The sequence below is a fragment of the Bradyrhizobium sp. B097 genome, from assembly GCF_038957035.1.
In the GTDB taxonomy this organism is placed as follows: domain Bacteria; phylum Pseudomonadota; class Alphaproteobacteria; order Rhizobiales; family Xanthobacteraceae; genus Bradyrhizobium.
On record NZ_CP152412.1, the window covers coordinates 7,102,579 to 7,123,870 of the forward strand.

Sequence of the window (21,292 nt, forward strand, 5' to 3'; positions counted from 1 at the left end):
CGAACCATATTCGTCCCAAATCCGGAATCGTGACCGCTCTAAGATGCGCAACGCCGCAGCGTATTAGCGACCAGGTAATGCGCCTCTGGTGCAATCCCCCTGCTCGCCGTTTGTCGTCCATTCCGCGCGTTCCACGCTCCCCGGTGATCTAGAATCATTAGTGCGATTTGGAGCTTCATACGGCACAGAATGAGGTTGTCTTACATCACAGCCCTACTCCGGACGAGCACGGCCCTGCTCAGACTGAGCAAAGCCTGAGGGCGACAAGGGCCCGTCTCCAGGTCCTCAACGAGCTAAAGGCGCTTGGTGCCGACATAGGTCACATTGCGCGCTCCACCATGCCGTAGGGACGCTCTGCTCGATTAGCTCAGCCGCCCCGGCTCCCTAAACGCGCGGCAGGTGCCCGCCATTACGATCTCATCTACGTCAGTCTGTTCAGCCGGCTGTGCCATCAAACCGACGCCTGAGACCGGTAGGCCCGCAGCAAAACCGCGACCGATTATTTGTACTCCCGTTCCGTCCACCATGGGAAACAATCAGGCATGTCGGCCGATACCTTATTCTTGAAGCATGCGGGCCGCTTTTCTAGGAATGCCATTACGCCTTCTTTAGCGTCGGCAGAGCCACCGAGCACATAGCTGATTCGACTGTCTATTTTGTGAGCCTCCATCGGATGATCGACACCTAGCATGCGCCACATCATCTGCCGGATCAACGCGATCGATACGGGTGGGGTCTTCTCGCCAATCTCGCGAGCGAGCATGCGCGCGGTAGGCAGAAGTTGATCAGCCGGCACCACCTTACTGACGAGTCGGCCGGCGAGCGCCTCCTGGGCTGAGAATACCTTGCCGCTATAGCACCACTCCAGAGCCTGCGCGATTCCGACGATCCGGGGCAGGAACCAGCTCGCAGCCGCCTCAGGTACGATGCCGCGCTGAGAGAACACAAAGCCAAAGCGCGCGTGCTCGGACGCAATGCGAATGTCCATTGCTAGTTGCATCGTAAGGCCAATACCGACCGCCGGACCGTTCACCGCGGCGATTACGGGCTTGAGGCATTTGAAAATCCGCAACGTGAGCAGGCCACCGCTGTCGCGGATGTGCGGATCGCCATAATCTACCGTGCCGTCGGATAACCGTCTCGCCAACCCACGCAGCGCATCGATGTCAAATGAGTCAGCTCCTGGCGAGAGATCGGCGCCTACACAAAATGCCCGGCCTTCCCCAGTTACGATGATGACCCGGATCTCGTCGTCCTTGTCAGCGCGATCAAAGGCATCGATCAGCTCCTGCCTGCAGGTGTTGGTGAAGGCGTTCAGCTTTTCGGGCTGGTTCAAGGTGATGGTCAGGATCTGCTGCGCGACCTCATATTTGATAGTCTCGTAGCTCATGATGCTTCTTTCAGAAGTTACAGAAGGTGCGGGATTTCAGGTCACTGCAGCTTTGGCTCTTTTAGAGCCTCGGCCAATCGTTATTCAATCAAGGCTCCGATTTAGTAGGGCTAAGCCCATCGTGAGTGCCGGCAATAATTTCACGACTTGATCGCCGGTTCCAGCGTCTGATGCTAGATACTCAGCTATAAGCAGCTCTGATCGGGCGACTGTCGTGGCCGCAGTTCAGGAGTCTAGTACCGTAGAGGACGTTAATGAGCTTTCGACCATTATTCGTTAACATAATGGAGCCGCTCCAGACTGAAGATAGCCGGAAACGAACGCGCGCAAGATCGGACGTTTGATTCTAGAGCCGCAATAGCTCGCGCCCCGTTGAGAAATCGGCCCATAACCGCCTCCACCACATGCAAGAGATCCCTGGTCAAGCACGTTTCTCTCAGATTGTGCGAATACTACACACGCGACCGGAATCTGCCGCGCTTCTTGGCGAGCTGTACGTTGAACGACGCTCGTTTACAGAACCGACAACTCACTTACCTGACAACCAAGAACACCGAAACTACTAAGCTTGGTAGTAGTTTGATGGATCCAAAACACACACCTGTCTCTGCCGTCTGGCGTTTGGTCCTGGAAATTCGAACTCGTTGACTTCGCGCGAGTTGAGCTTGCCCTTCTGCGCGCGAAAAGCGATCGTACTTTTTAACGATCGCAGGTCGACCAGTCGACCAGGACCGCTTCGACTTTGAAGCCTCCGAGCAGGGCTTTTGCAGTGAGGTTGTCATGTCATTGGCGGACGGTGAGCATAAGCCCAACGGCCGGCCGAGGCCGTCGCCGAGCATGTGGATCTTGGCAATCAAGCCCCTCGGGAACGCCCAGCTTCTGAGTTTTGGCCCCCTTTCCTCTCGCCGCCTGCTGGTGGACACGAACAGAGTGGTGTCGAGCATCAGGTAATTGTTATCGCGGTCCCTGATCAGTTCGGCGAACGCCTTCTCCCACACGCCGGCCATTCATTAGCGATCCGAAATGTCAGTCGCATGCATCGAATCTTGACAAATGACTACTTCGCAGCGACGCGGACCAGACGCGTGGGGATGGCACGCGGAGAGGATAAAGAGCGAGCACATTTAAGCGTTTGATCGTGACAGCCAGGATTGATCGACGTAGTGATAGCTACCTTTCGCATCATCTGAACCCATTCCCTCGGAAGAGCGGACGATCCTTGCTAGGACCAGTGAGCGACTAACCTACAAAACCCGAGACCCTGTCAATCTCGGCCATATCTCCCTCGCCTTACAAGCTCGCATTCGGACAGCATCTTCGTACCGATAATGCCCTCCCTGGTCAGTTGCTGTATCGCAGTGTCGGAGAGTCCGAGAAGCCCAGAAAGAATCTCTCTGTTATGCTGCCCGAGTGTTGGGGCCGGTTTGCGGATCGCATACGGCAATAACCCTTCCCGAACCGGCATCGAGGGTTGCAGATGCCAACCTACGAATGCACGCTCTACCTCCTGAAGAAACGCGCGCGACCTGAGATGCCGGTCCTTGAGCAGATCGTTTGGCAGGCGCGCTACGCCGGCCGCAACCCTTACGGCCTGCAATTCAGACATGGCCTGATCCGCTGCGCGGGCGAGTGTCCAGTCTTCAATTGCTGCCTCGATATCTTCCTCAATGCCACGGCGAGCTTCCGCGGACTTCAATGATAACTCCGAGGCCCAATCGGGCCGACCAATAACCAGTGCAAGCCTCTGCCACATATCGTCGTCGGTGGCGGTCACTACGATCCAGTTGTCGTAACCGCAGCACCGGAAGCAGCCATGCGGCACGAACTGCGGATGTCGATTGCCATACTTTTGCGGCGGCATACCGCTTATCGAACTGACAGTGATCCATGGCGCCGCAAAGGGCATCATGCATTCGATCTGGGCAAGATCAATGAACTGACCCTGCCCAGTTTTACAAGCATGCGTCAGCGCGACCAAAACAGCGGCGCAGCCGTTCAACCCACCAACCGCATCCCCGAACGCCACGTGGCTCATCACTGGCGGCGAGTCGGGATTTCCGATCACGCTGGGTAAACCCGAGCCTTGTTCCAGAGTAGAGCCATAGGCTCGGCAATCGCGATTGGCGCTACTCGCACCAAAGGCTGACATTGACATCATGACGAGGCGCGGGTTAAGCGTTCTAAGGACGGCATAGCCAAGCCCAAGCTTCGGCAGCACATCAACCGAATAATTGTCGACGACGATATCGGCTTCCGCCAAAAGCCGCTTGGCAAGTGCTACGCCTTTTGGCCGCGACAGATCGAGAGTGATGCCGCGCTTATTGCGGTTCATGACGCAGAAGCCCGGCGTCATTTCATACATTTTGCTGTTGACGTAAGCCGGCCGCCGGTCGACGCCGCGCCACCAATCCGGATACTGGACAGCTTCAATCTTAATGACGTCGGCACCGAGATCAGCCAGTGTCCGGGTGCACAAGGGGCCCGCCCATCCCATCGCGAAGTCGATGACACGAATTCCCTCCAATGGCAGCCGGGCCGCCTCAATGCAGCAGGATGAAGGCGGGGCGGAGCTGGTCAGATCTCTGAGCGTATTGGCAAAACTCTGCTGCTCGCCTGGAGCTGGCACCTTCCCGCCTCGGCGTGGCGCCGTCAATGTCAGCTGCTGCGCCGAGCCAACCGTCAGGCCTCGCTCCTCGCCCAGTAAGACGGGCACGATTGCTCCACGCTCTTTCTTCTCCGCGTCCCGGAGCAACTCCGATACTTCGGGCACCGGCACGATCGGAATCTTGCGCTTCACTCCTTCGGCGAACCACTCCTGTGCAGTGCGCGTCTTTAGCCTCGGCATGAACTGCCGCTCGATTTTTTCGACATGTTGCAAACGATCGAGGCCCGTGACCAGAGCTGGATCGTTCCGCAAGTCGGATAGGCCGAGCAGGTCGCAGAAAGCCCGCCATTGTGCGGGCGTGCCTGTGGTAAGGCCAAGCCAACCCTTTTTGGTTTCATAGATGCCAGCTGGAAAGGTCGGCCAGAAACGGTTAATGCCGATCCGGCGCATCACGTCGCCGCGCGCATACGCCTCGAACATGAGATACTCGCTGAGGACGAGGCTCGACTCAAAAATGCTGAGCGACCACGATCGCCCTGCCCCGCTCTGCATTCGCGCTATCACCGTTGAAGCCGTGGCGATAAAGCCCCACAGACCGGCCAGTATAGCAGTCTGGAAATCGGGCGCGTGCAACGGCCGCCCCCCCGCCGGTCCAACCAGCTTCACGAGGCCGGCCAGCGCCCGGACGGACGAATCGCTGGCAGCGAATTTTGCATACGGACCATGGTGGCCGAACCAGCTCGCTTCGAGGTAGATCAACCTGGAGCGTCGTTGCCGGATCGCGGCGATATCAATAGTCGGGCAATCCGCGGGATCAACATCGCGGCCATCGAGTAGAACGTCGCAATGTTCGATCAGTGCCGTCAACCGCGTGACCGCATCCGGCTCAGCGCGATCGATGATGATGCTCGACTTATTGAAGTTAAGGAATCCGAACCACGCACTCTCGCCGCCGGGCGTCAGTTCTGCGCTTCGACGAAGCGGATCGCCCGCTGGGGGCTCGACCTTCTGCACATCGGCGCCGAAATCCGCAAACAACCTTGCGCAATAGCTGACTGCCGCCGAGCTACCGATCTCGACCACCCGCAGATGCGATAGTACTCCCATCGAGTGCTCCACTTCTCCGGCCACACTCATTCTTACAGAACATCGCTCGACACACATGCTATCATACGGCCAACACGATGGTACGCTCGTTAGTCGCCTGGCACCGGCGACTGGTACGCGCCGGAACAGAGGCCGCGAAGCCGCCCACCACATGCCCTTCTCGCGTTACGGTTCAGCACACGCTGCGACGTTCGTCCGCTCGGACATGCGGGCTACATTCTCCATCGCGCTCCGCACGTAAGGTGCCCGCCGGTCTACGCGCCGAGGCGGCAACCCTTCCCTGGCACCATCCGAACAGCAGCACGGATTAGTCCCGCTCCGGTAACAAAGATTATTCGAGAGCTGACGCTCGATGCCGTTCTTTTCCCGCGTCGATTTCGACGATGAAGCCGAAGGGCCCGCCGCGCCAACGCTGCGGATAACATGTGGCTTCCTTGCGTCCCTGAACCGCTCGCGACGGTGACGTGTTTGGCGTTTTCGGACACGCCGAACGGCTTTCCCTCGATGTGGATCAACGCGCAACCTAAGTCGCAGCGCAACTCGAACGCTAAGTTTAGGCCTTGAGTCAACCGCGGCCCCTATCGGATAGTCATCTAGATGCTGGCTTCCGACTCGCACACCGCGCATCCGCTGGTTCGCCACTTTCCGATCCGCATTCGGGCTTTGAATGAGCTCGGTGTCGTCGAGCACGTCGGTTTCTCCTTATTGTCCACGAGGAAGTCGACGTCGCTTGCGGGAAAAGATCGGGCAAGTTTGAGGACGGCTTCCGTGGTTCGACCTAACTTAATCACTGGCACCTCCGTTACGCAGCTCCCAAACCAGGTAGTGAAATGGTCGCTAATTGGGACCGTTGACCTAGTTAAACATTCCTAACCAATTTGAGTGATGGCACGCTTTGACCAATTTCTAAAATTGGGCCGCGTACCTCATGTCGGCAGGCGAACACACGATGCACAATTCACTTCTGGTACCGGCTTCCGGGTTTAACTGCCGGTAGCGAAGCGCGCAAATGGACGGCACGATCACCATGTGCGCGCAGCCCCGCCGGCCGCGGAGCATCATGTCGCGCAACGACTTTAGGTGACCGCGAGAACGCATTTCCGCACTCATGAATGCTCAGCGCTCTTCGCGCACCGCCCCTTCTTGGGCGACGGACGCCACCAGCGCGCCGTTAGGCTTGAAGATCAGGCCGCGTGCGAGGCCGCGTCCGCTTTGGGCACTCGGCGACTCCTTGGAGTAGAGTAGCCACTCGTCGGCGCGGAACGGGCGATGAAACCACATCGCATGGTCGAGGCTTCCAGACATCATGCGCCCATCAAATAGTGTGCGGCCATAGCGCGCCATTACCGCATCGAGCAGCGAAAGATCCGAGGCATAGGCTAGCGCGCACATATGCAGCGCCAGATCGTCGGGCAGCTTTGCGGCGGCCTTGATCCAAACATGAATGCGCCCGTCTTTGATTTTCTGACCGACATAACGACCGATTTCGACCGGACGCAATTCAACAGGACGATCAGCTTGATAGTAACGGTGAATGATTTCTGGCATATCGGGAAAGTTCGGCTGCTTCGACAATGCTTCCGCCGTGAACTTCTCTGGCGGCGGCACGTCAGGCATGCTGGTCTGATGATCGAAGGCTCCTACCTCCTCCACGTGGAACGAAATCATGATCGAGAGAATCGCATCGCCGTGCTGAACCGCCGTGACACGCCGGCTCGAATAGCTCTTGCCATCGCGGATGGCCTCGACGTGATAGACGATCGGCACCCGCGGATCTCCCGGCCGAATGAAATAGCCGTGGATCGAATGCGGGAGGCGGCCTCGGACCGTGCGGCATGCCGCGACCATTGCCTGCCCGATCATCTGGCCACCGAACACACGTTGTGCGCTAATGTCCGGCCCCTTGCCACGAAACAGGTTCGCATCGATCTTTTCGAGATCGAGGATAGTGAGTAAATCGAGCACGTTTTTTGACATTGATGCCTGTCTTCTGTTCCTTCGGACTTGCTCCCGTCAGCCATCAAGCGAACCTGTCTAGCCAGGCGCCCGGCCTTTTGATCGATGGATAGTGACGGTATCTGTAGCCGGTCGACCTCTTCTCTCCTCGCGCATCTGCTTCGCCCGTACGGACGCAGCCACAGCCTCATTTGGGGACACCGGGAGTGCTGACTTTGGCTACTTCGAGAGGCTATATTCGAACTCCTAGCGCGAGGCAGCCATTTGCGAACGATTCTGAACCGGTGCACTAAATGCTGCGCGATCTTGTGCTTCAGTCCAACCGCCTGAGAATCCTATCGGCTAATAGATGATTCCTAGAAGTCTCAGAATCGTGAGAACGGCGCACATGAACGAGACCGGTCTTATCCGATGTTGAACTTTTGACTACCGCCACTTTAACACCGCCACGCAGGTTCAGGTCCTAGACTCTTTTCGTGCAACGGTCGGGATTGGGTTCGCGCACTGAAGCGTGCAAAAGCTACTCAGCCGGCCTGGCGGGTTCTTGTAGTTTTGCGCGCGTTTCGCGAGAAAGAAGATGTCGCGGGCGATGAGCACGCCTGAATGGTCGAGTACCGGCATAGCTCAAGCAATGCCCGCGCGAACCACGGCAGGAGAGCCGTGCGTGGTCGCGAGCTGAGCCAGGCAGCCGGGTTGGAACAGTCAAATTCACGCGTGACCGTGAGTGATCCGAAGCGGCCATTTTAAGTAGCTCCTGGCTGCGTTCCTTCGAGCATGCGATATTGGTCTCGTTCAAGACTCGTGCCAACTTCTAAGGCTTGATCTTTAAGGCTGTTTGTTTAAGTGGATGTTGCCGTTGTCCGACGGCGTAGCGAAGCCGACACTCGGCAAGGTCACGATCATCCGCGTGGAGCAAAGGCGAAGGCTACGTGCACGCATGCCTCGTAGGCTTCTGTGGTCCAACGATTCGAAAGAGAAATAACGTCCCCATTTCGACAATGTCTAGACCTGTTCGCAAGATTCTTTCCCATCGTGTTGGACAGGAAGCAGATCGTGATGACGAAGTCGATGACACGCGCTGGTTCGTGATTGCTCCAGCATTTGCATGCGGACGGCTCGGCGGTCAAAAACAGCACTTCGAGATCATACATGCAGCGTCATCGTTAGTATCCGCCAGTCGACGGCGGACGCCGCTGTACAATATCGATACTGGCGGCGCTACTGAACGCCTCATACGGTCGAGGACTCCCGTGCGGCATCTCGCCCCCCCCCGAATGGACTCCTAACTCGGCCCTCTTTATGCGGTTCCCTGCCGTCGACTCTTGTCGTCATGAGGCTCTCGCCACTCCACGTCAGAATTGTATGACGACAGACGGTCTCATGGAAGGAGGCTCGTACGCTGCGTCGAACACGCGCTACTCATCGAGATCGCTTCAACCGTGTCACGACAATGTTGGATCTAGATACTGGATATTCTGGACGTTTAAACGATAAGACGGGATTGACCGGTCCTCCGTGACGAGTGCTGGCCCGCAATTGGGGCCGCGCCCATAGTTGCGGCAGCAAGGCATGTACATGTACGATGAATGACACGCCCAATGGTCACCTTCAGCAACACGGGAGTCACACCATGGATTGGTTCTGTGGCTTGGACGTTGGCATGTACCAGACGGCGATCTGGGTGGTAGACGAGCGACAAGGTGATGATGGAGACGGCGGGTGGTAACCGATCCGGACGCGATCAAGACGCGCTGAAGCCGTAACTCGGCCGGATGCGCCGCCTCGGCCAGGGGGCCGGGGCTCGCTGTCGGCCTAGCTGCATCCAGAACTGTTGAAGCTCGGTCTGGTTCGGTCTTCTGAAAACTCCGCACGTGCGCGCCGGGCTGAAAGCGTGGCGCAATAAGATCGACCGGACGGACGCGCTCAATCTAGCGCATCTGATCCGCACCCGCGGGTTCCGCAAGGCGGACATCAGGAGCGACGCGCGGTACCGGATACGGCTACTACGTAAGCGGCAAAGAGACCCCGTCTAGGTGTTTAGTCCCAAGCTTTGATGGTGCATTCTTATCGCACGATTCGAAGGATGCGCTATGGGACAGGTTTTACACGGCTGCGCCACCACGACGGAGGCAATCCGTCGAGCAATACAAGATAGTCAAGAGAGCCTGAGAGCGCTCGCCAGGCGCTACGGGATCAACCAAAAGACCGTCGCGAAGTGGAAGGGGCGCGAGACAGTCGCCGATCTCCCGACAGGCCCAACGGAAGCCAAATCGACCGTGCTTTCCATCGAGGAGGAGGCGATCATTGTTGCTTTCCGGCGGCATACGCTATTGCCGCTCGACGATTGCCTCTATGCGCTTCAGCCGACCATCCCACATCTGACGCGATCATCCCTGCATCGCTGTCTCCAGCGCCACGGCATCAGTCGATTGCCGGAGGTCGAAGGCAGTAAGCCTCCGAAGAAAAAGTTCAAGGCTTATCCGATCGGCTATTTCCACATCGACATTGCTGAGCTCCAGACCGCTGAAGGCAAGCTCTATCTCTACGTCGCCATCGATCGCACCAGCAAGTTCGCCTTCGTGCAACTGGTCAGGAAGACGGGAAGGACCTCCGCCTCCGCCTTCCTCGAAGCTCTGATCGCGGCTGTGCCCTACAAGATCCATACGGTTCTCACCGACAATGGGATCCAGTTCACCTTCTTGCCGCGCTACGCGGACGGCCCGACGGCAAGATACGTGACACATATGTTCGATATGCGCTGCCAAGAGAATGGCATCGAACATCGGCTGACCAAGATCAAGCATCCCTGGACCAATGGGCAGGTCGAGCGCATGAACCGCACGATCAAGGAAGCGACCGTCCAACGCTATCATTACGATCGACACGATCAGCTCGAAGCACACCTTGCTGACTTCATTAACGCATACAACTACGCTCGGCGGCTGAAGACCCTGAAGGGCCTCACGCCCTACGAATATATCTGCAAAGCCTGGACAAAAGAGCCCGAACGATTCACCCTCAATCCGCTCCAGCAAATGCCGGGACTAAACACCTAGCGGAGTGGGTGAGCTATCGGCTGTTGAGTTTGTGAGCCGATGTGAGCTTCTATGTCTGAGCCTAGTTCTGGAACTAGAACCTTCCATATGATCGAGGCGGTCGCCGACCGTCTCGATGGAGCACCGCGGCAGCTTCGCCGACGCTGGTCGGACGAGTTCAAGGCACAAATTGTGGTAGAGGCGCTGGAGCCTGGCGGGAGCGTCTCGGCGATCGCCCGCCGGATCGGCATTCACCCGTCGCAGCTCTTCGCCTGGCGCCGTGATGCTCGGGCCGAGTTGCATTGTCCCTCGCGGCCGTCAAGTCGCGAGGTTGTGGTGGCGTCTGTGTCAGGCGCGGTGATCGAAATTTCCATTGGCGAGGTGATCGTGCGCGCCGGCGTGGACGTCGACGAGGTGCAGTTGCAGCGGGTGATCCGGGCGGTCCGTTCGGCATGATCCCCTCCGGCGTGAAAGTGTTCCTGGCCAGCCATCCAGTCGACTTCCGCAATTATGCGGAGCCTACGATTATGCGGAGTGCGCGGCCGTTCGATCCGAGATCCGCTCCGTTATCAACAGTTTAGTTCCCAGTGCCCTCTTCCTCGCTCCGCATAATCTGAGGCCTCCCTTCCTGTCTTGATGGCAACGAAAGGGAGACAAGGAATGGTCAAGTTGAGTGAGAACCACTGCCACGGGCAGCGCTGCATGGACGCAGGCGATCTTGCCCCGCTGGTGACGGAGTTCGCACGACACCTGACGGTGTTGGGGCATTCGAGCTTGACGGTGAGCGGCTATGACGCCGCAGCCCGACACCTCGCGCAATGGCTGACGCTGTCTAAGGTCGCAGTCACCGACATCGATGATGGCGTCACCGATCGGTTCGCTCGGCATCGCTGTCGATGACCCGGCATACGTCGCGTGAAGGGCGTGTCCAAGAAGTGCGTGAGGCGGGTGCGCCGGTTCGTCGAGTTTCTCGGCGAGCGCGGGATCGTCCAGCGCAAGCCGAAGCTCGCATTACCGACGCTCGACCGGTGGGTAGTCGAGTTCCAGGACTGGCTGCGGCAGCATCGCGGCGTCACAGAGCTGACAATAGATCGACATGGTCGCATGGTCATGCGGCTGCTCCCGGCACTTGGCAGCAAGCCGCGAAGCTGGGATGCCCAACTCATTCGCGACGTGATCATTGCAGAGACGAAACGGGTCTCGCTCGCCTATGTGAAGACTATGACGATGGCGCTGAGAGGATATTTGCGGTTCCTCACCGCACGGGGGTTGTGCCGGGCGGGACTCGATCATGCTGGGCCAATGATTCCGCAGTGGCGACTGTCGTCGCTGCCGCGGTACATCAGCTCGTCAGATGTCGAGACGTTGATTGCAATGTGCGACCAGACCACGGCGACTGGCGTTCGTGATCGGGCGATCCTGCTGCTGTTGGCACGACTGGGCTTGTGGGCTTGCGGGCCGGCGACATTCTCTCTTCGTCTCACCGATATTGATTGGCAACAGGCGACGCTGTCGGTTCGTGGCAAGGGGCGGCGGGAGACGAGATTACCATTGCCGCAAGACGCCGGCGATGCCGTGCTCGCATATCTGGATCAGGCCCGGCCGCACGTCGCCGATGGTCGACTCTTCTTCATGTCGAATGCACCAATCCGGCCACTGACAGGTTCGAGCGCAGTCTCTGACGTTGTGCGTGGTGCAATACGAAAGGCCGACATCCCCGCTCCGTCGAATGGGGCCAACCTGCTTCGGCATTCGGCCGCGACCGCCATGCTGCGGGGCGGCGCGACGCTCGACACAGTTGGTGCCGTGCTGCGCCACCGCTCACCGGACATGACCGCGCACTATGCCAAAGTCGACGTGACGATGCTGCTGCAGATCGCGCAACCCTGGCCGGGAGATGTGTGATGCTGAGCAAATATCTTGCCAAATATGTGGACCAGCAGCAGTCGCTGGGGTTCAAGTTCCGCGTCCAGCAAATCCTGCTGAGGGGCTACGTCGGCTTCGCCGAGGAGCGCGGCGACCGGCACATCAGAAGCGCCCGCGTCCTGGCATGGGCCGCACGTGCGCCGTCACCGGAGCAGCGCCGCAACCGGTTGCTTACCGTGCGGCGGTTCGCGCTGGCGATGCACGCCGAGAATCCGCGCCATCAGGTTCCGGCGGCGGATGCACTCGGCCACGCCGTCGTCAAGCGGCGATCGCCGTATATCTATAGTGCAGACGAGGTCGCACGATTGCTTCGCGCTACGGCGGAACTCCGGCCGGCGCGCTATTATCGAAATCCGTTTCGCGCGATTACGGAAACACGCAATGATCGCCCTCCACTCGATGAAAAGCACGGTCGACATGCCTTCCTTGGAACCCAGCAAACGTCGGCGACAATCTCGCGCTGCTTCCATTTGCGACCGCCTTCTGGTGATCCCGTAGCGCTTGCTTCTCAGGCACCCTTGATATTCTGTACATGAGACTCCGCTCGAAAGACGATTCCTTCCTCGAAAGTGGTCTCCGCCGGGCTATTCACGCAAGCTGCAATTCCCAAAATTACCGGACACAAGGAATCCGCCGTTGCGGCCTGACGAGTTAAAATCTGATTACGAGGTGTTGGGAGAAGATCAAGTCTGTTCTGGCTTCCGACCTATCTCGATATCCTTGTTTGCATCAAGCCAATCGCAAGTCGGTATCGCAAGGCCTCGCTTTCTTAGCATGCTTCAGAGTAGCTGCGTAGCGAGCGTTAGACGCATCACAAGGGCATCTATGTCAAGTCGCCATTCGGTGCTCCCGAGCAGATAGTGCCCTTCTCGGCCGCCACCTGCGTCGCGTCGCCATCGCCAGTTGGTAATGTCCGCAAAGACGCGAGGACAAATCGACCAAGGTGATGGCGCCGGATGTCGCCCAGTCATCTGCCATTTCCTATCGCATAGGGAAGATTTCCAGGGGTTCGCTACTACGGCTTTCCCGCCAACGGCGGACGTGGCGATAACGTCGTCCGCCGTTGCCGACCGCTCGATGCCAAACACGCTGCGGCTGATTCCGAGCTGGCGACCGGTTCCCGCCAAAAGCCGTCGATAAAGCGACGGGCTGTTCCGGATCTGCCTAATTGCGACGGCACCAAAGCGCTGTATCGCGCCGCGTTCATCCACCCATCCTCCGCTGTGCACGTCATGATCTCTTCGCTGTCTAATGTCGTCACCGCCGCCGAACGTGCTGCGCAAGCTGCCGCCGCCCGCACGATACCGATCGACTGCCGCAATCCCGCTGCAGAACTAGCCGCTGATCAACTCAAAGTCTTCTCTCCCGGTACCGGATCCGTGAGGTCGTCCTCGCCAACTCGTTGCAGCATACCAGATGGCCCCCAAATCGTCTTCTTCGAGCCTTGCCTGGTACGAGAACACGCGCTGCAGCCCCTCACGACAACGATGAGAAATCATCGGCGCTGCCGCACCGTCTGGAAAGAGAGCAGTTGCAAGTCAGAGGGTATTAGAATGATCACTTTGAGGATGCGAAAGACGCCTTAATTCCTGTCCTTTACACAAGATCAAATGGAGGTCACGCGATCAGCCATCTTGAAAAGTCCTTATCTTTGCCAAGCCACAAACCAGCAGATGCTTGTGCTCGCCCATAGACCCAGGATGCGAATCACACCGCGGGACTATGTCACCTCCCGCACCGCCCGCAGAAACTGGCGCGTCCGATCGCTCCGGGGATTCGCGAAAAACGTTTCTGGGGGCCCATCCTCCTCGATCTTACCGGAATGGATAAACCCGATACGATCGGCAAACCCCTTAGCGAACCCCATCTGATGCGTGACCATCAGCATTGTCAAATCGTGCTCCGCCCCAAGCTTGCGGATGACATCCAAAACTTCGCCCGCCAATTCGGGGTCAAGCGCCGAAGTTACTTCGTCGAATAGCATTACCTTAGGGCGCATAGCGAGCGCACGCGCAATGGCGACGCGTTGCTGCTGCCCGCCCGAGAGCTGGCTGGGATAGTGGTGCACTTTGTCGGACAAGCCGACCATGCCGAGAAGGTCTACGGCTCGCTCTTCGGCCTCTCGCTTTGACAGGCCAAGCACCGTGACCGGTGCCACGATGCAGTTCTTAAGCGCCGTCATGTGCGAGAACAAGTTGAAGTGCTGGAACACCATCCCGATCTTGCTCCGAATGCGGCGAAGATGGGCAGCATTGGCCGGCACCATCTGGCCGTGTTGCTCGATATGAGTTAGCGGCTCGCCATCCACCCAAATTATACCACCGCTGACACGCTCAAGCGTCATGAGCATGCGCAGGACGGTCGTCTTACCCGAGCCAGATGGTCCGATGAGAGCAACCTTTTCGCCTCGTCGGATCTCGAGGTCGAGTTCCTCGATAACAACGTGTTGGCCGTAGCGCTTTGTGACGTGCTCAAAGCGAACCATCGTCTGGCCGACGGCAGGCAGCGCGTGATCTTCTGAATGCTTCACAATAGAAGTGCGCCCAAGTGCCGGCCATCTAGAATTAGGAGTCATCGTGCGATCCTCCGATTGACAGCACGTTCGGCATATCTGATCGCCGCAGCGGAACTGAGGCTCATAGCTAGAAAGAACAAACCCACCAGGGTGATCGGCTCAATGTAGCGGAAACTTTCCGATCCCAGCGTCTTGGCCGTCTCCATAAGCTCCAAGACCGCGATGACCGATAGAATTGGTGTTGCCTTGAAAATCGCAATTAAATCGTTACCAAGCGCAGGTACAATTGGTACAATGGCTTGCGGCAAGATGACGACCCTAATCGCCGTGGTCAGGCTAAGGTTTAGTGCCGTCGACGCTTCCCACTGTCCTCGCTGAATGTTTTCGAAACCAGCTCGATAGACTTCCGAGCAATACGCAGCGTAGTGAACTCCGATGCCCAGCACCCCGACCGTTAGCGAATCGAGCGTTATGCCGAATTGCGGTAGCGCAAAATACATGAAGAATATCTGGATAAGCAGCGGCGTCGAACGGACGATTTCGACGAGAAGTGCAACTGGCCACGACAACGTCGGGCTTACCATCCGCAGTATTGCGAGGGCGAGCCCAAGGGTTGCGGCAATTGCAAAACTAAGGGCCGCTGCTTCGATGGTGACCCCCGCAGCTTTAAATAAATGCGGCAGTACTTCAAACGTGTAGGTCCAGTCCCACAATTAGGGGGCCCCTCCCGGTGCGACGCCGCGCGATGCCGCACTCTGAACCAGACGCATCAGAATCGTGATCGCTAACGACATCGCGAAATAAGCCAGCAACACTAACACGAAGATATCAGTAGTCTTCATGGTCAAGGTGTTAATCTCCGAGGCTCTGAAGGCGAGATCCGGGATAGTGATAAGTGAGACTAGCGCCGTCGACTTCAGCAGCTCGATGAATAGATTGCCCCACGGCGGTGCCATCAGCACGACGGCTTGCGGTAAAATGATTCGATGCAGCGCCTGACCACGGGTCATGTTGACTGCACTCGACGCCTCCCACTGGCCGCGTGGAACGGCCTCGATTGCAGCGCGAATAATCTCTGCGCCGTATGCTCCCGTGTTAAGTCCGAGCGCCAGCACTGCTACTGTGAAGGGCGCGAGCCAAATGCCGAATGTAGGTAATACGAAGAACAGCCAGAACAGCTGCACTAATAGCGAAGTCCCACGAAACACCTCGATGTACCCTCGCGCACACCACCGCACTGGCAATGGTCCGTAAAGCCGCGCGAGCGCCGCCGTGACCCCAAAGGCACAGGCGAGGAACGAGGCGATAGAGGCGATACTGCCCGTCGTGATAGCGCCATCCAGTAAGGCAGGCAAGAAATCATGGAACCGCTCGAGTGTGGAGAGCCACGCAGTGAACGCAATGATCGCGAGCAGCATTACGGTGATGTGGCGCTCCCCCATTCTGTTTAATCCTGATGAACCCTAACGATGTCCTCTCTTGCCGGACGGTCGCTGCATTGCGGAAAGGTGGCCTCGAAGGCCCAAGAACACATGCTGTTGCCCCCAAAGAAGAGCACTGCTTTATTTCCCCGCGCAAAGTTCGGCCGTAGTCTTTTTTCCGGGCAGGGTATTCTTGCCGAATCCAAATGGCGTAACGATCGCAAGGTGTTCAGACGATCCAAGAAACGTCTTCAGCTCTTGGTTGAAGGCTTCGAGGAGATCCCTGTCCTCCTTGCGGAAGCCAAACGCACCATAACCCTCTACGGGCTTGCCAGCCACTTCGAAGTACTGGGGAGTGACTTCGATACCCGTAACCTTCTTCGCCATCTCGATCAGTTGGATAGCGGGCAGCGCCCCGGCATCAGCGCGTCCCGACTGCACCGCCGCGAGAAGACTCGTATTGTCACGCAAGACAAGTAGCTGCGACTGATCAATCCCTGCAATTTTCGCATAGTCAACCTCGACCGCCCCCGTCACCACGGCGAGCTTCAAATCTTTGTTCTCCGCGAAAGTAGACAGATCTTTTATGCTTTTCGGGTTGCCTTGCGGAACCAACATAGCCTCTCCCAGGCGATAGATCGGGTCGGAGAAGGCGATCTGCTCACAACGTTTCGGCGTAATGTACATAGCCATCGTGAGGTCGATCCGCTCCGCCTTCAGGCCGGGCACGATTGAGCCCCACTCCGTCAGAATGCTGTCGACTTTGTTGATTCCCAGCTTCTTTGCGATGGATCTGGCAATTTCCACGTCCTCACCCGTAACCCGACCGTCGGCGGATTTGTAGGCCGGCGGTATGGCATTGGAGTAGCCAATACGAATGCTTCCCTCTTTCTTCGCACGTTGGAGGGCCGTGTCTGCCAATGTATCTCCGCGCGCTGCCAATATCGGTAGCGTAGCAGCCGTCATAGCGAAAATGAGGCGACCAATCTGAAACCTCTTCATCATCTCGCATATCCTCCCACGATACAAGGCGCTAACAAAGTCGGGGAACGCAAGCTCTCCTCAAGAACATATCTCTAATGTGGACGCAGAAAAGCTACCAGAACTGGGCATCGTTTTGCCGACTGCCAGCGTCCAAATGGATCGATAAGCTTCTGGAAATCTATTGCGTAGAACCTCGCACTGCTCTGGGACAACTCACACGGTAGGATAACGAACGGCTTTGGACCGCAAAAGCAATGTCGGTCGCTTAAAGTCGCTTCGCGCGCCGCCTGGGCGTGATCCCCTGCGATTCGTTGATTCCTTTTGACTCGCGGACTTATGCGCGAGAACCTCAGCGAGGATACTCAGCTAGGTGCGATTGGACCAGCGGGTACGCTCGTCGTTATTTGCTCGGTTATTCCTGGTCGTAAAAGGGTGCGAAATGTGTTGGACGCGCCCGGCCGCTCCGCCTTCTGCGACACCATCGTGAGCTTGTACTGCCGATTAGATGAGGCTGGTGATTTGAGCGGCGAGGAAGGGCTCACTCCATGGCGACAGTTTGCCATCAAACCCTTCTGTACCAGTCGCCGGCAGTGCTTGACCACCGCTCAAGACCGACGCTCTGTGCCTTGTCGCTGATAATTAGGGCTTAGCCGCGACTCCGAGCTAACCTATAACGGAAGCAAAGATTTTTCTCCTAGTGGACTATGTAGCCGGCAAGCTAAAGTCGTAAAGTGCAAAACCGCTGCACGGGAGCGTTCGAGTATGGCATGGCGCGAGGTGTTTAATCCCGGCATTTGCGGGAGCGGGATGAGCTAGAATCGGTCCGCCTGAGAAGTCCGACATTCGCAGAAGCGTTGGTATAGTGTGAGGCCCTCGAGTAATATAGGCGGTGATGAAACCGGCAAGATGAGCTTCGAGCTAACCTTGTCGATCGTAATGGGAGCGCTGGTCGTCGCTTCCTTGATCGTGCCGCTAATGCGCTCGATCTGGCCATTAGTTCAGAGATGCTTGGCCTTGGTCGGCCGATGTTTGCTTGACTAATTGCGCGAAAGTGGCCCTGCTAGTGCGATCGATTACGACGTAACGGTAGAATTTGCCGTCAGCGGTCTGGAGGTCTTGGAATTCTGCTTCGAGGGCCGGCTGCCTTCCTTCCACCAGACGAGGTCTCTCTGTCGCTTACTCAACTACCAATACTAGTAATTGATCAGAATAGCGGAAGCATGCCACCTAACAATCGATGCGGCTAGGCCCTCGAAACGCGATAGGTTCGACATGCAACACCGAACACAAGCTGTTATATGTCCCGATCGATGCGCGGGCTCGTTGCGTGCAGGTTTCGCGTGCGCTTACGTTAGCGCTGAGCGCGCACTATCCCTTCTCGCGAAGCTATATGCTCAACTCTGCAACACCGTTGCCCGGTGCGCCGCTCCCGAACGGCTCTACGCATCGATCCTGCCAACTGTGAGGCCTCTCGGCCACCGCGATGTGGACGACGCTTCACGGACCCAAATCCGTCGAAGTGATCGATCCACCGAACTTCCGGTGCTCGATGAAGGCAATCCCGTTTCGAAAAGCGGGCACATTCGCTCTTATTGGATGCGAGGCGGCAGAGTTGCACGGTATCACCTTCAAACGTTCCTGTTTAGAAACATCCGTAGATGGCCATGGCTTCTTCGCGCTAACGCATGGTTGCCTGGCACCGGCGAGAGCCTCCACATTGAGCTCTTTGGCGAAGCGTTTGGGAAGCTGGCAGCCTAGTCGGGCCTAGCAACTTTTGCGCTGGTGGTGACGCCAATGAACTCGACCAAGCAGGCGGGCACAGTGCGCGAGGATATTCCAACTCGAATGGAGAAACGGTATGGGACGCAATGACGAAATGAAGCTAGGAGTTCTTCTCCTCCCCGCGGGAAACCACGAAGGTGCATGGCGCGATCCCGGCGTCCCAGCGAATGGTTCGGTCGACATAGATTATTATGCTAGCTTGGCGGCACTTGCTGAAGGTGCAGCGTTTCACTTCGTTTTTCTCGCCGATACGCCAAGCATATTTGAACGAAATGACGTAACGATAGCTCGGTCGAGTCGAAACGATGGACTCGAACCACTTACGCTGCTGTCTGCACTTTCAGGGGTGGCACAAAGTATTGGCCTCGTCGCGACGGCGACAACGACGTACCATCAGCCGTATCATCTTGCACGCATGTTCGCGTCACTGGATCACCTGTCGCGCGGACGTGCGGCGTGGAATATTGTTACTTCAGGATTTAAGTTCGAAGCCGAAAATTTCGGCGAAAGCTCACTTCCAGATCATGATGCGCGGTATGCTCGAGCGAGGGAATTCGTAGAAATTGTCACGGGTCTTTGGGATTCGTGGGAAGACGACGCTTTCGTTCGCGACAAGCGCAGTGGTATTTTTGCGGACATCGCGAAGCTGCACTTACTTAAATACCGAGGGGACCACTTATCGGTCAGAGGCCCCCTTAATGTCGCGAGGCCGCCGCAGGGATATCCTGTATTGGTTCAAGCTGGCGCATCCGATACGGGAACAACCTTCGCTGCAGAATTCGCAGAGGTCGTGTTCACCGCAGCCCCCTCCTTGGAAGAGGGCAGACGAAGCTACGCAACTCTCAAAGAGAAAGCGCGCGCACTTGGGCGCGAGGACGATGAGGTGCTCGTCATGCCCGGCATTGTACCGGTCGTTGGCAGAACCAAGCAGGAAGCTTCTGAGAAGCTTGAAAGGCTACAATCGTATGTGCACATTGACGTTCTAACTGGAGTGGCCGATCGTTTGCTGGGGTTTGTTACCGAGCTTCGTTCGATGAATCTCGACTCGTTAGTTCCCGAGTCCTTACCCCAGACCAATTTGATTCAAAGCCGCCAGAAACTGCTCCTCGATCAGGCCATACGGCAGAAATTGACCTGGAGACAACTGATCCGCTACATATCGGATAGTAAGGGACATCTCCTCGTTGTTGGAACACCAGACGAAGTTGCCGACATCATGGTGGATGCGTTTGACCAACGTGCGGCTGACGGATTCAATGTAATGCCGGCAGCCTTTCCGGGTGGACTCGGTGATTTTGTTGACCTTGTTGTTCCTGAATTGCGTCGACGAGGCAAATTCAGGTCCAGATACTCTGGACAAACGCTAAGAGAGAACCTCGGCCTCAAGCGACCGATCAACCGGTTCGCGCGGCAGGCGTGTGCCGTCGCCCCCTGAAATCCGCCCTTGCCGTCCAGAAGCATGGCCTTAGCACGGTCTATAGGTTCTGAGATTGCAAGCCTTTCCGATATATAGATTGATCCGCTGCCGGATTCATGGCTCTTTCGCCGGTCTTGACCTTATGCAGCTGCGCCGCATGATACCTTCGAAAGCAACCGTATGTCCGCCTCTGTCAAATTAGGTTGCTCAGCCTGCACTGCGGTCCGAGGGTTGCTCGGGTCGCCCGAGCTGGTCCTCATTGTAGGAGGCGAGCCGTGGGGGAATAGAGGAAGGCACTTGTGGGAATTCGACATTGCGAATCTGAGGAGCGCAAGGAGTGCCATCATCACACGGTTCGGACTCGGTCTTGCCCTCAAGCAGACCTGACCGACTTCGTTTGCCGCGCACACTGAGGATTCCTTTTGCCGAACTGGCAAGCCAACATACTGGCTCATAGCCCCTCTGATTCGTGAGATTGCAGGAACGCGATAGGTAGCAGACCTTCGAGCCGGGAGCGCCGACCGCGATTACGCTATCACGCCGGGTCCGATTGACACGCATGGCTTCCCATAGCGGGTTTGTGACTGCCGAACTTGGCATCCACCAACGCACCGTAGCTGGGGTACCATTGGTTACAAAGTGACCGCTGCGATGTTGGAGGCTGCCCCGCACCACAACGGACAATAAGGTTACTGCCATTTTGAGCGAACGCAGGAAGTGACCCCAGCGGTCGGAAACGAAACTGGCCGATCAGGTCGCAAGAGTACGCGTGAAAGTCCATCAGTCACTTCCTCCGGCACGCCGCCGAAGTTTGTGAACGCGCTTCGAGCCCGGCGCGAACCAGTCCTTTTGCTTCTCGAACGCACGGACATGCAGCCGCCGCGAAGGCCCGAGCGTCGCCGTGAACACGAATGCTTTGACCTTCACCCCGCCGATCTCGACCAGACGCTCGCCGAAGCGATCTGCAGCTGTCGGCCGGGGGGGCGTCTCGAACCGCTCGTTGCCAGCGCCTCAGCCTTCAGCGCCTAGCGATAGGATTGCATGGCGCGCTGCAGCGTTCGCCGGCTGACCGCCACGCCTTTCTCGGCCAACGGGTTCTGGCGCACCACATCCGCATTGCCGCGATGCCGCGATGCCGAATGGATCCTCGCGCA

General features: G+C 57.5%; 12 protein-coding genes and 1 pseudogene. 6 read left to right on the forward strand and 7 right to left on the reverse strand.

What is annotated here, in order from left to right; all coding sequences use genetic code 11:
• Positions 1–499: 499 nt before the first annotated feature.
• The 3 genes from AAFG07_RS32655 to AAFG07_RS32665 all read right to left on the reverse strand — a co-directional run bounded on the left by AAFG07_RS32655 (position 500) and on the right by AAFG07_RS32665 (position 7,079).
• Positions 500–1,390 (reverse strand): crotonase/enoyl-CoA hydratase family protein, encoded by an 891-nt coding sequence (locus tag AAFG07_RS32655; RefSeq protein WP_342723822.1) that lies wholly within the window; start codon positions 1,388–1,390, stop codon positions 500–502.
• A 1,264-nt stretch (positions 1,391–2,654) separates the two neighbouring features.
• Positions 2,655–5,102, reverse strand: a complete 2,448-nt coding sequence (locus tag AAFG07_RS32660; protein ID WP_342723823.1) for a CoA transferase — start codon at positions 5,100–5,102, stop codon at positions 2,655–2,657.
• Between the two features lie 1,116 nt (positions 5,103–6,218).
• Positions 6,219–7,079, reverse strand: a complete 861-nt coding sequence (locus AAFG07_RS32665; RefSeq protein ID WP_342723824.1) for an acyl-CoA thioesterase II — start codon at positions 7,077–7,079, stop codon at positions 6,219–6,221.
• A gap of 2,069 nt (positions 7,080–9,148) precedes the next feature.
• On the opposite strand from AAFG07_RS32665, the gene AAFG07_RS32670 reads away from it, so the two are divergent.
• From AAFG07_RS32670 to AAFG07_RS32690, 5 genes and pseudogenes are all read left to right on the forward strand, one after another.
• Complete coding sequence (locus AAFG07_RS32670) at positions 9,149–10,114, forward strand: IS481 family transposase (protein WP_342723825.1); 966 nt, start codon at positions 9,149–9,151, stop codon at positions 10,112–10,114.
• A gap of 87 nt (positions 10,115–10,201) precedes the next feature.
• Positions 10,202–10,375 (forward strand): annotated as a pseudogene (locus AAFG07_RS32675) (transposase); the annotation flags it as partial.
• Between the two features lie 378 nt (positions 10,376–10,753).
• Entirely contained in the window at positions 10,754–10,993 is a 240-nt protein-coding gene (locus AAFG07_RS32680) for a hypothetical protein (RefSeq protein ID WP_342723826.1), read from the forward strand.
• A gap of 15 nt (positions 10,994–11,008) precedes the next feature.
• Positions 11,009–11,998: a tyrosine-type recombinase/integrase gene (locus AAFG07_RS32685; RefSeq protein WP_342723827.1), complete on the forward strand. Its 990-nt coding sequence runs from the start codon at positions 11,009–11,011 to the stop codon at positions 11,996–11,998.
• Positions 11,998–12,555 carry a hypothetical protein gene (locus AAFG07_RS32690; protein WP_342723828.1) on the forward strand — a complete coding sequence of 186 codons (558 nt, stop codon included), beginning with the start codon at positions 11,998–12,000 and terminating at the stop codon, positions 12,553–12,555. The genes AAFG07_RS32685 and AAFG07_RS32690 overlap by 1 nt, the downstream gene beginning before the upstream one ends.
• A gap of 1,184 nt (positions 12,556–13,739) precedes the next feature.
• Here the strand turns inward: AAFG07_RS32690 and ehuA are convergent.
• The 4 genes from ehuA to ehuB all read right to left on the reverse strand — a co-directional run bounded on the left by ehuA (position 13,740) and on the right by ehuB (position 16,960).
• Entirely contained in the window at positions 13,740–14,504 is a 765-nt protein-coding gene (ehuA, locus tag AAFG07_RS32695) for an ectoine/hydroxyectoine ABC transporter ATP-binding protein EhuA (protein ID WP_342729310.1), read from the reverse strand.
• 86 nt (positions 14,505–14,590) lie between these two features.
• The gene (gene ehuD, locus AAFG07_RS32700; protein ID WP_342723829.1) at positions 14,591–15,247 is read right to left on the reverse strand and encodes an ectoine/hydroxyectoine ABC transporter permease subunit EhuD; all 657 of its coding nucleotides are present in this window, start codon (positions 15,245–15,247) and stop codon (positions 14,591–14,593) included.
• Positions 15,248–15,976, reverse strand: coding sequence for an ectoine/hydroxyectoine ABC transporter permease subunit EhuC (ehuC, locus tag AAFG07_RS32705; protein WP_342723830.1), 729 nt, complete (start codon positions 15,974–15,976; stop codon positions 15,248–15,250). It abuts the gene before it with no gap.
• A gap of 120 nt (positions 15,977–16,096) precedes the next feature.
• Entirely contained in the window at positions 16,097–16,960 is an 864-nt protein-coding gene (gene ehuB, locus AAFG07_RS32710; protein ID WP_342723831.1) for an ectoine/hydroxyectoine ABC transporter substrate-binding protein EhuB, read from the reverse strand.
• A 1,837-nt stretch (positions 16,961–18,797) separates the two neighbouring features.
• On the opposite strand from ehuB, the gene AAFG07_RS32715 reads away from it, so the two are divergent.
• Positions 18,798–20,156, forward strand: coding sequence for an LLM class flavin-dependent oxidoreductase (locus tag AAFG07_RS32715; RefSeq protein WP_342723832.1), 1,359 nt, complete (start codon positions 18,798–18,800; stop codon positions 20,154–20,156).
• Positions 20,157–21,292: the final 1,136 nt, after the last annotated feature.

Coding starts and splice junctions, on each gene's coding strand:
- AAFG07_RS32655 (WP_342723822.1), bottom strand. CDS start 1,390: ATGAGCTACGAGACTATCAAATATGAGGTCGCGCAGCAGATCCTGACC.
- AAFG07_RS32660 (WP_342723823.1), bottom strand. CDS start 5,102: ATGGGAGTACTATCGCATCTGCGGGTGGTCGAGATCGGTAGCTCGGCG.
- AAFG07_RS32665 (WP_342723824.1), bottom strand. CDS start 7,079: ATGTCAAAAAACGTGCTCGATTTACTCACTATCCTCGATCTCGAAAAG.
- AAFG07_RS32670 (WP_342723825.1), top strand. CDS start 9,149: ATGGGACAGGTTTTACACGGCTGCGCCACCACGACGGAGGCAATCCGT.
- AAFG07_RS32680 (WP_342723826.1), top strand. CDS start 10,754: ATGGTCAAGTTGAGTGAGAACCACTGCCACGGGCAGCGCTGCATGGAC.
- AAFG07_RS32690 (WP_342723828.1), top strand. CDS start 11,998: ATGCTGAGCAAATATCTTGCCAAATATGTGGACCAGCAGCAGTCGCTG.
- ehuA (WP_342729310.1), bottom strand. CDS start 14,504: ATGGTTCGCTTTGAGCACGTCACAAAGCGCTACGGCCAACACGTTGTT.
- ehuC (WP_342723830.1), bottom strand. CDS start 15,976: ATGGGGGAGCGCCACATCACCGTAATGCTGCTCGCGATCATTGCGTTC.
- ehuB (WP_342723831.1), bottom strand. CDS start 16,960: ATGATGAAGAGGTTTCAGATTGGTCGCCTCATTTTCGCTATGACGGCT.
- AAFG07_RS32715 (WP_342723832.1), top strand. CDS start 18,798: ATGGGACGCAATGACGAAATGAAGCTAGGAGTTCTTCTCCTCCCCGCG.